Here is a 10,714-nt window from a genome sequence, read left to right as displayed (position 1 = left end):
CCGACTTCTTCCCGAAGGCATAGGCATATCCATAGCAGTATTCCTAGTTGCAATTTTAAGGAATACCGATGGTCCGGAGAATCAGGGGGCTACTTCAATCAGTGCCGCCGTTCCCGAGGGGCGCCACGCAGTCGTGCTACTTGACCGGGCCGGCTGGCATACGACCACAAAGCTGCCGTGCTTGCCCAACTTAACGCTGTTGCCGCTTCCTACCGGCTCGCCGGAACTGAATCCGACTGAGCAAGTATGGCAGCAGTTGCGTGACCGCAGCTTGGCTAATCGGTGTGACGACCGCTATGAGCAGATCGTCGATGTCTGCTGCGATGCCTGGAACGCCTTCACCCAAATACCCGGTGCGATCCGTTCACTATGCACGCGTACCTGGGCCAACCTGGCTACCAACGACGGTATGTTATGACTTGGGATTGGTATTAGTGAACATTACATATTGGGATAGTTGGGACCGCCGCCGCCCTCGGGCGTGACCCAGACAATATTCTGGGTTGGATCCTTGATGTCGCAGGTCTTGCAATGCACACAGTTCTGCGCATTGATCTGTAGACGGTCCTCACCCGACTCTTCCCTGACGAATTCGTACACGCCCGCCGGGCAGTAGCGCTGCTCTGGACCGGCAAAGCGCTTCAAGTTAATTTCCACCGGAATTCGTGACGACTCCAGCGTCAGGTGCACCGGCTGCTCTTCGGCATGGTTGGTGTTGGAAATGAACACCGACGACAGGCGGTCAAAGGTCAGCTTGCCATCCGGCTTCGGGTACTGAATAGGCTGGAATTCCGAGGCCGGACGCAGGCATTCATGGTCGGCATGCTTGTGGCGCAAGGTCCACGGCGCCTTGCCGCGAAACAGCACCTGATCGATCCCCACCATCAGCGTGCCGGTGTACAAGCCGCGGGCCATGAACGGCTTGAAGTTGCGCGCCTTGTGCAACTCTTCATGCAGCCACGATGCCTTGAAGCCGTCCGCATACGCCGTCAATTCATCCTGCTGGCGCGCTTGCCCCAGCGCCGCAAACGCCGCTTCAGCGGCCAGCATGCCAGTCTTCATCGCCGCATGGCTGCCCTTGATGCGCGCCGCATTCAAAAAGCCGGCATCGCAGCCGATCAGCGCCCCGCCCGGGAAGGTGAATTTGGGCAGCGACTGCAGGCCGCCGGCCACCAATGCCCGGGCACCGTAGGAAATGCGCTTGCCGCCTTCAAAGAACGTGCGGATGGCCGGATGCGTCTTGTAGCGCTGGAATTCCTCGTACGGCGACAGGTACGGGTTCTGGTACGCCAGGCCAACCACGTAGCCGACCGCGACCTGGTTGTTTTCCAGGTGATACAGGAACGAGCCGCCATAGGTATCGGCATCCAGCGGCCAGCCAGCGGTGTGGATCACCAGGCCGGGCTGATGCATCTTCGGATCGATTTCCCACAGTTCCTTGATACCGATGGCATAGGTTTGCGGGTCGCTGTCCTTGTTGAGGTGGTACCTGGTCATCAGTTGCTTGCCCAGATGGCCGCGCGCGCCTTCGGCAAAGAAGGTGTACTTGGCATGCAGTTCCATGCCCAGCTGGAAGGCGTCGGTGGGATTGCCATGGCGGTCCACGCCCATGTTGCCGGTGGCCACGCCCTTGACCGCACCGTCGTCGGTGTACAGCACTTCGGCCGCCGGGAAGCCGGGGAAGATTTCCACGCCCAGGGCTTCGGCCTGCTGGCCCAGCCAGCGCACCACATTGGCCAGCGAGATCACATAGTTGCCATGGTTCTGGAAGCAGGCCGGCAGCATCCAGCCGGGGGTTTTGGTGGCCTTGGTTTCGCTCAGGAACAGGAAGCGGTCTTCGCTGACCGGGGTATGGAGTGGCGCGCCGAGTTCCTTCCAGTTGGGGAACAGTTCATTGATGGCGATCGGGTCCATGACGGCGCCCGACAGGATATGGGCGCCGACTTCACTGCCTTTTTCCAACACGCAGACCGACACTTCGCGGCCTTGTTCGGCGGCCAGCTGCTTGAGGCGAATGGCGGCCGACAGCCCGGCCGGACCGCCGCCGACAATGACGACATGGTATTCCATCGCTTCGCGCGGGCCGTATTGTTCTATAAGGTTTAAACCGATGGTCATAAAGAATAAAAGCAGTATTTGATAGTAAGTTACTCTGCACGTCGAAAGTGAATCGAAGTGTGTTTAAGAACTAAGTGCGTTCACATAATGCATTGAACAACTTTGTCCATCCTTTAAAATGCCACTAGACCATGACGCGAGTGACATGTTCGCTACGACCACTGCCTCTAGACCTGCGTGGAATATTGCTCACAACAAAATACGTCTTCGGTGTTGTTGACAAACGTGGCCCAAATTTCCAACATGACTTCGACGCGCCGCTCTACGCTATGCACGTTCTGGCGTACAGGTACTGCGTCCTTAAGTAGCAAATCCTGCCTAGGCTCCGTACGATCGTAGCGGCACGTCATGACAATATTGCAGCCTGTCTCATCAATGAAGTTTAATCGCCGGGCGGTAGGACGAGTTATTTTCCGATAATACTAGCTCTGTAATTGGAGTGACGAATCACGCAGTATTTACGCTTTTAACTGGCAATTTTCAGCACTACAGGATTGAAGGCCCGGCGGTGACCGGCGACGGCACAGAGCAAATTAATTTGTTCGCCAGCGCAAAGCAAGAGCAACGCGTTGGCATCGCTGCTTGAGTCTCCGCCGTTAAACGACATGCGATCAGACGACGTCCGGTTAATTCTTTCCACGCAAGTCCAAGCGCTTGACTATAGGTCGCCATTTGTTGATCTCACTACGGATTAAATCATCAAAATCAGAAGGTGTGCCGACTTTGATAATCATTCCCATATCGGTCAATTGTTTAGCGAAATTCGGGGAAGCCATGGCAGTATGGATGTCAGCGTTTATACGCCTTACCGATTCTGGATTCATGCCTTTGGGTCCAAGAATACCGAACCAAGTGCTGACCTCATAGCCCGATACTCCTGACTCAGCGATTGTCGGAATGTTTCCCAAACTTGGCACGCGTTGCCTTGATGTCACGCCAAGTGCTCGCACATTGCCGCCGTCAATCTGCTTTTTGGCTCCCGGAACAGTGTTTATGCTAACGGGGATATGCCCGCCGACGACATTGATGAGGGACTCTGAATCTCCCTTGAAAAATATTACCTCCATACTTGCACCGGTCATGGCTTTAAGCAGTTCGCCGGCCAGGTGAACAGAGGTTCCTACACCGGAGGTACCATACGACAAAACGCGAGGATTCTCTTTGGAGGCTGATACCAGTTCCATAACGTTTTTATACGGACTATCCTTCGGCACCAGCAATACATTCGGCACATCGACAACTTGTGCAATAGGCGTAAAGTCATCCAGCGTCTTATAGGGCAGCTTTTCATGCACCAACTCATTGATCGCATGGCCGCTTGCAACAATCAATAATGTTCGCCCATCTGGCGGAGATGAGGCGACATGACGTGAACCTATAGTTCCTGCTGCACCCGGTCTGTTCTCAACAATCACCGTTTGATTCCAGCTGTCTGCCAAGCGTGCGGCCAATCCTCGTGCAACTGCGTCTGTGGCACCACCAGCAGCAAACGGCACTATTATCCTGGTCGGGACACCTTGTGCAAAAGAAGCGAGTGGCATCATACAGGCAAAAATTATCGGCAAGATGGAACGTATTATCACTTTTGTCTCCTATTAAAGGATAAGATTATTATTGGCTTTATCGAGATATTCCGAGTAATTCTTCAAGCACCTCTGCGGTATGCTGGCCGCAAGTTGGCGGCGCTGCATACCGGTCAAGCGGAGTGCGCGACAGACGCATCGGCGATGTAACAAGTGGGACGGTGCCGCCACTAATATGCTCAACGTGCCGAACGATCTCTCGTGCGTGAGCTTGCGGATCCGCAAGCGCTTCATCGAGTGTATTAATCGGAGCGGCCACAAGATGCGCCTCTTCCAATATCTTCAACCAATAGGTTTTCGTATTAATTCTGAGCTTGTCCTCAATTATTTTGTGGAGAGAGTGGCGATTAACGACCCGCATGCTGTTACTTAGGTAACGCTCATCCTCTACTAATTCGAGTAGATCAAGAACGTTGCATAATCGCCGGAATTGATCGTCGTTTCCTGCAACAATCACAATTTTTCCGTCCATACAGCGAAATGCATTTGATGGGGAAACCGACGGTGCTCCATTACCAAACCGACCGGGTATTTGGCCCGAAACCAAATAATGGCTAGCTTGATGTGACATGGCGGCCAACTGAGCATCGAACATCGATATGTCAATGTATTGACCGAGTGCATCTTCCCGTGTGTCACGTGCATAGAGGGCGGCTTGGATGGCCATCGCTGCATAAGTGCCCGCCATCATGTCAGATAAAACAAGCCCGACCTTCAACGGCTCACCACCTTGTTCTTCATCTGGCTTGCCTGTTACGCTCATAACGCCACACATAGCCTGGATTGCGGTGTCATAACCCATCTGTTGGCTCCGCGGTCCAGTTTGGCCAAAGCCGCTGATTGAGCAATATATGATGCGCGGATTGATGCTTGCCAGGTTTTCATAATCGAGGCCGTATTTGGCTAGATTACCCACCTTGAAATTCTCGATAAAAACATCGCTTTTTTCAGCTAGTTTTTTGATAGCCTCTTGTCCTTCCAGTGTTTTAATATCTAAAGCGACTGAACGTTTGTTGCGGTTTACGCTAAGATAGTAACTAGATTCGCTGGTTTTCTGGCCGCTTCGGTCCAGGAGGAAGGGGGGGCCGAGACGACGCTGATCATCGCCCCGACCAGGCTGCTCTATTTTGATAACGTCGGCACCGAGATCGCCAAGAATTTGCGTACCCCAAGGACCTGAAAACACACGTGTCATATCGAGCACACGGATTCCAGCAAGTGGGCGCTTATCGATATCCTTATGCGTGTTTTTTTCACTGGATCGCATTCCTAACTCCCTAAAGTTTATAATTCGCAGTTTTCCCTGCGCCACGGTTTATGCAAATCGTATGCCAACTGAGTTATATCGGGCTTTCTCCCATCTATGCTTATGCGCCATCACTCCGGCTCTTACCAATGAAGATGCGCCACTACGAATCGACCCCGGCTGTATTTGTCGTAGACAAGCACCAAGTCTTACTGCTCTTGGTATAGACATACCGATGCCATGAAATAGCGTCGGATAGAGGTAAAGAATTAGCGGTAAATAACTTGATCAAATTAATTGATTCAGGAAGGTCTTGGTTTAATCGTATAGCTCCAGGTCGGGCGGATGTCGCGAAAGTTGATTCTTAACTTTTCCCACTCTTTGCTATGAACGTGTTCACATGCGTGACACGCTGTACGTAGAACCGAGGCAGGGTCAATTTTAGATGGGCTACGATAGCGATTTTCTGTGTTGAAGCTTTGTTCACATTTATTCAATGAACAGAGGCCTTGATGATTACAGATGTCAAACGTACTGTATTTAATTTGAGAATTGCGCGGTCGCGGCGGTTAAACATGTCTTCATGAAAGCGGCAACCAGGGTCAACAACCGGGCCGAGCATAGTCATCAACCGACACGGGAACGCGAACGCTGGATGAAGGGTTTTCGCACACCCGGGCGTACCCAACAATTTTTGTCCAACTTCGGGCCGATCCGGCAGCATTTTGCGATTAGGCGTCAGCATCTGGGCGTAGTGCAGCATCGCACTCAGCTGACCAGACGCTTCGCCGTCTCGCATTACCTCGCCGGCGTCACCCATCATTCGTCTACCTTATTCTAAGCAACGGTCGGACAGTCCTCTTTTTGCTCCGGTGACGTTAAGTTGACAGCGCCCGTGAAAGCTATCCCAGAGGTGGCCCCAGAAATTCGGACAGTAGGATAAGTGGCAGCTTTGCTTCACAATCTCGGCCGCAAGGCCGATTACAGGAGCAACAGCATGACCAAGAGAACGAGGCGGAATCACTCAGGGAGTTTCAAGGCCAAGGTGGCATTGGCGGCGCTACGCGGCGACAAGACATTGACCGAGATAGCGCAGCAATACGAAGTCCATCCGAACCAGGTAACCGAGTGGAAGCGGCAGTTGCTGGAGCGGGCGGCAGACGTATTTGACGGCGGCACTGCGGCCGGCGAGAAAGAGAGCTTGCCGGATCTGAAGGAGTTGCACGCCAAGATCGGACAGCAGGCATTGGAGATCGATTTTTTAAGCGGCGCGCTCACCAAAGCGGGATTGCTGAGCGCAAGGAAATGATCGATCGCACCCACGCTCTGCCGGTGACGCAGCAATGTCAGATTCTGTCGCTGGCGCGTTCGACGGCGTACTACCGTCCCCAGGAGGCCAGTGAAGCCGAGCTGGCGCTGATGCGCCGCATGGATGAACTGCATCTGGAGCATCCAATTGCCGGCAGCCGCATGCTGCGCGACATGCTCAAGCGGGAAGGCCATCAGGTCGGCCGCAAGCATGTGGCCACGCTGATGAAGAAGATGAGCATCGAGGCGCTATACAAGAAGCCCAATACCAGCCGCCGCCATCCCGCACATCCGGTCTATCCGTACCTGCTGCGCAATCTGGAGATCAGTCGGCCCAACCAGGTGTTTGCCGCTGACATCACGTACATCCCGATGAAGCGTGGCTTCGTGTACCTGTTTGCGGTGATGGACTGGGCCAGCCGACGCGTGCTGTCATGGCGTCTGTCGAACACGCTGACGACGGATTTCTGCATTGAGGCCGTGCAGGAGGCGATCCGGCGCTACGGCGCGCCGGAAATCTTCAACACCGATCAGGGCAGTCAGTTTACCAGCCTCGAATTCACGCAGCTGCTCAAGGACCACGACATCGCCATCAGCATGGACGGCAAAGGCTGCTGGCGCGACAAGGCTTTTGTTTCATACTACACCTCTCCAGTGCGATCAGTAACGACCCGTGAGTCGGCAAGCCGCCGGGAGAATTTCACGCCCAGCGATTTCCGTGGCGGATTGTTACCTGGCGGTTCATACAAACACTCGTTCTTGTCACTGTAAGCATGTCCACGAATCAGGCCATGGCGATTCCATATCTTTACATGAGTGGGTGAGAGGTGCAACGCATCAGCCATTTCGTGAAGCGTTAACAGCCCAGTCTCCCTTAATCGATCGTAGCGCGACTTGAGCCCATAGCTACGTTGAAGACGAGCGATCATATGAGAGTTAAAGCGCTTGCCGGCGCCCGAGACGATACCTCGCTCATTAAGGATAGTCGCAATTTGCAAGTACGTATGGTGGTTAAGCAGTTCATCGATTTGAGCGACTACTTCTGCAGGTGTAACGATTTTTTGCCAGGATGACATTGGCAGAGGCAGGTTAAGCGTCTTGTGGGCACCGCCCTTGAAACGAATCTGCAAGGTGATTTGATGATCCCGATTCAAGGTCACATCTTCTAGAAGGAGTCGAATCATTCGCTTGCGTTCGCGATCTGGCGTACGAGGGTCACGCCACAGACGCGGGAAGTCTGTGGCGAGTGCCAGGATGGTCGTACGCTGTTCGTCCGTAAGGATGCGCCTATCCTGTTCGTGGCGACGCCCATATTCCTCATGTGCCTCAGCCAGGACGCGCAATCTTTGATTCCAGTCCGCTTCAAGGGAATCGGCAACCAGTCGATTGTCGGGATCAACGCGCATATAACGGCGCTGAGCCAAATCGGCTTCATACTGAGCACGCTCGACTTGTTTGTGACGCAGTCGCTCTGCTTCGTCCATGCGTGCCTGAAGTTCGCGCTGCACAGCCAGTGTCACCTCAAGGGCCACTGGGTTGACCGCTTCAATGAGTAGGTCACCGATGGCTTGGTCGATGCCAACGCCGCAGACACGTTGGCAGACGGGTTCAGCGTGCTCAATGCCTTCGCGTTGACAGACATATTCAGGACATAATTGTTTGTTGCGACTATGGTAGCGAACCGTCATACGCCCGCCGCAGCGCCCACAGACTACCAATCCCTGCAGTAGCGCGGGGCCTTCGCGTGGAGGGCCGCGGCGCCGATCGGAACCGATCGCCTGTGCACTTTCATGTAGGCGTCTCTGGTTCCATTCATACTCTTCCCAGGTGATATATCCAGCGTGTGCATTCGGAATCAGCGTATCCCATTGATCTTGCGGCAGGCGCTGCATATGGCTTGACCCATCAACTGTTTTGCGCATATGGGTGCGGCCATAGACGAATGCGCCGGCATATCTTGGGTTGTGCAAGATGCGTAGTACCTGGCTGTGATCGAGACCGGTCCATAGCAATTCGCCTTTGTGAACTCCCTTGCCGCACCGGCGCGGGAATGCCAATCCTTCTTGACGGGCAATTCTCGCCGTGGCCATCGCTGATCCGGTACGCCGGAACGTGGTGAACAGCCAACGTAGACAGTGCTGCACCTGTTGATCAGGGTCGAGGGTGATGGCGCCCTCGGCATTGTAGATGAGCCCGACGGGCGGGCGCATTTCCAACTCGCCGCGCCTGGCCTTGCTCAGGATTCCCCCCTGCAATCGTGCCCTCAGCACATGCAATTCTGCCTCGCTCATCGTCCCCTTCAGTCCCAGCAAGAGCCGATCATTGAAGTGCGCCGGATCATAAACGCCATCTTCATCAAGGATGAGCGTATCTGTAATCGCGCAGATCTCAAGAAGCCGATGCCAGTCTGTGGAATTGCGCGCTAGACGTGATACCTCCAGCCCGAGCACGATCCCGGCATGCCCAACACCGACCTCGGCTACAAGGCGCTGGAAGCCTTCACGGTCCGCTGATGAAGCGCCTGATTGTCCAAGGTCATTGTCGATCACAATGATTCTGTCCTCAGGCCATCCCAAGGCAATAGCCCGCTGGCGCAGCGCGTATTGACGCTTGGTGCTTTCCGTATTCTCAAACACTTGTCTCAACGTCGACTGGCGCACATAGAGATAGGCGTCACGCTGAAGGTGGCCGATCTGGACCTTTTGATGTGGGTCGCTGTTCATACTCTCAACTCCTGATGACCATAGAGGAGCATGCCTGCCAAGATCATCGTTATATCTTGCCGCATTCCTGAAGGAAGCATTTCTTCATCACCCACAGGCGCTCGCGGCGGCGCTGGAAACTCAACAGGGCATTGAGTCCAGGTTTGCATCCAGATCCTCATCCCGCTACGTATCAAGACCGCACGCCCCTGAGCGCGGGATGTGCAGCGTGAGCGTTCAAGGACCTGGCGACGCAAGTCTTCGTAACGCGAGATCAATGCATCGTTGCGAGATGCGCTGCCAGGCAATGACAGGGGAGAATTTATTACGGTTTTTTTTTGCGTAAGAACTGCCGTTCGATGCTGCGTGGGTGTACCTGTACGCCGAAGGTCTTTTGTACCAGACTCGCTAATCGTTCGAAGCGTAGAGAGGGCTCGGCTACACGTGCCTGAACGAGGAATTCCATAACGGCTGACGTTAATTTGTGGCCGCCGCGAGGCCCAGGCTTCTGCGGAATCAGACCGGCCAACCCGCCTTGTGCAAAGGCCGCTTGCGCTTGATAGAACGACGGTCGGGAGAAACCAAATGCCTTGGCGGCTTCGCTGACCGGCCGCTTCTCGACGCTGACCAAACGTAGCATTTCGTACTTCACCTGCAACAGGTCGTGAGGATCGAAGAAATCGTTGCCTTGGAACAGCGCATGGGTAACAGCATCGGGATGAGGATTGAGGGTTGATTGTTGCTTCAATCCACGTCGTTTCTGTTCTTTGCCTCGGTCTGCAGCCATGCGCTTCTCCAGAGAAGATAAAGCAAGTACGTGTAATGTTAATTATGTACCTGCATGGACCGATGTCAAGCTCCGCGTGTAAAGATCTATCTGACTTTACGTGGCAAACGGTCGACGTCACTGACCGAGGAGCTCCTAGACAATTTGGCGCCATGGACATCATTGCATTAACACTTACGGCATAATCAAGTTTGCACCCGAAAAACCGAATCATGACTTACTTTCACGAAGCAAACACACCAGTTCAAGCAACTCCTCGACGCGAAATGCGGCGCGTCCGGCAGACACCATATTGAACGGATCCTCGGCCACCAGGCTAGTCCATATGGCTGGGAGGGAGCGCAGACGACCTGTGGCGTCGTGAAACCAAGCCCGGTCTTCATGCCAGTTTTGCGCGTGAAGAACTAGCTCGAATTCCTGTGTGAAGAGGGGGTGATAGGGATGTGTTATTCGGAAACGCCGGATTTGATTGGGCTTAACAGGCGCAGTTGACTGCTTGTTCCAACGTGTTCGTGGAGCGGCTATGGAAGTCGATCAAGTACGAGGAAGTGTACCTGCGCGCCTACGAGACGATGAGCGCGGCACGCAGTGGCATCGGGCGCTATCTGGAGTTCTACAACAGCCGGCGGCCGCACAGCGCGCTTGACGGCCACACGCCGAATGCGTTTTACTTCGCCAACCTGCCCGCGTTGCAACAGGCGGCGTAGATGGCAGGCCAGGTTACCCACCGCGCCGCACGCTCTTCCCCTGCGCATCGGGAGGCGAGCGGCGCCGTGGATAACCCTACATCCGCAAAGCTCCACTTAACGAAGTCAAATTCGTGTCCAACCAAATGGGGCCACCTCTCCTGGCAGGTTGCCATCATTAACGAAAAGCTCGCCGATACGGAAGTCATGGCGAAGTTTGGAATTCTAGTCACAAGGAAAAGCCGAAAAGGATTGGCAAAGGTTGGGTGATTTGTGGATGCTGG

The 10,714-nt window shown here is 54.3% G+C and carries 7 protein-coding genes and 3 pseudogenes; 4 read left to right on the top strand and 6 right to left on the bottom strand.

Features of this window, described 5'->3' with window-relative positions:
* On the top strand, positions 1 to 418 hold a 418-nt coding region (locus tag ASE07_RS18210), incomplete at its 5' end, for a transposase (RefSeq protein WP_200960972.1).
* Between the two features lie 23 nt (positions 419 to 441).
* On the opposite strand, the gene ASE07_RS18205 is transcribed toward ASE07_RS18210, so the two are convergent.
* The 3 genes from ASE07_RS18205 to ASE07_RS18190 all read right to left on the bottom strand — a co-directional run bounded on the left by ASE07_RS18205 (position 442) and on the right by ASE07_RS18190 (position 4,968).
* Positions 442 to 2,118: an electron transfer flavoprotein-ubiquinone oxidoreductase gene (locus tag ASE07_RS18205; protein ID WP_057292243.1), complete on the bottom strand. Its 1,677-nt coding sequence runs from the start codon at positions 2,116 to 2,118 to the stop codon at positions 442 to 444.
* A 626-nt stretch (positions 2,119 to 2,744) separates the two neighbouring features.
* The gene (locus ASE07_RS18195) at positions 2,745 to 3,701 is read right to left on the bottom strand and encodes a Bug family tripartite tricarboxylate transporter substrate binding protein (protein WP_082584261.1); all 957 of its coding nucleotides are present in this window, start codon (positions 3,699 to 3,701) and stop codon (positions 2,745 to 2,747) included.
* A 37-nt stretch (positions 3,702 to 3,738) separates the two neighbouring features.
* A complete protein-coding gene (locus tag ASE07_RS18190) occupies positions 3,739 to 4,968 on the bottom strand; it encodes a CaiB/BaiF CoA transferase family protein (protein WP_057292240.1) in 1,230 nt (409 codons plus the stop codon).
* Between the two features lie 577 nt (positions 4,969 to 5,545).
* On the opposite strand from ASE07_RS18190, the pseudogene ASE07_RS30795 reads away from it, so the two are divergent.
* Both ASE07_RS30795 and ASE07_RS18175 read left to right on the top strand, forming a co-directional pair.
* Positions 5,546 to 5,788: pseudogene (locus tag ASE07_RS30795) on the top strand (IS6 family transposase); the annotation flags it as partial.
* Between the two features lie 156 nt (positions 5,789 to 5,944).
* Positions 5,945 to 6,891 (top strand): annotated as a pseudogene (locus ASE07_RS18175) (IS3 family transposase); the annotation flags it as partial.
* Positions 6,892 to 6,896: 5 nt separating this feature from the next.
* Here the strand turns inward: ASE07_RS18175 and ASE07_RS18170 are convergent.
* The 3 genes from ASE07_RS18170 to ASE07_RS30790 all read right to left on the bottom strand — a co-directional run bounded on the left by ASE07_RS18170 (position 6,897) and on the right by ASE07_RS30790 (position 10,194).
* Positions 6,897 to 8,978, bottom strand: coding sequence for a recombinase family protein (locus ASE07_RS18170; protein ID WP_057292237.1), 2,082 nt, complete (start codon positions 8,976 to 8,978; stop codon positions 6,897 to 6,899).
* 304 nt (positions 8,979 to 9,282) lie between these two features.
* On the bottom strand, positions 9,283 to 9,744 hold the full coding sequence (locus tag ASE07_RS18165) for a helix-turn-helix domain-containing protein (RefSeq protein WP_057292236.1): 462 nt from the start codon (positions 9,742 to 9,744) through the stop codon (positions 9,283 to 9,285).
* 210 nt (positions 9,745 to 9,954) lie between these two features.
* Positions 9,955 to 10,194, bottom strand: coding sequence for a DUF5372 family protein (locus ASE07_RS30790; protein WP_082584260.1), 240 nt, complete (start codon positions 10,192 to 10,194; stop codon positions 9,955 to 9,957).
* Positions 10,195 to 10,247: 53 nt separating this feature from the next.
* Between ASE07_RS30790 and ASE07_RS18160 the strand changes: the two are divergent.
* Positions 10,248 to 10,451: pseudogene (locus ASE07_RS18160) on the top strand (integrase core domain-containing protein); the annotation flags it as partial.
* Positions 10,452 to 10,714 lie beyond the last annotated feature (263 nt).

The organism is Noviherbaspirillum sp. Root189 (genome assembly GCF_001428545.1).
Taxonomy (GTDB): domain Bacteria; phylum Pseudomonadota; class Gammaproteobacteria; order Burkholderiales; family Burkholderiaceae_D; genus Noviherbaspirillum.
The sequence above is the reverse complement of the archived record's forward strand: the minus strand, read 5'-3'. Positions and strand labels throughout refer to the sequence as shown.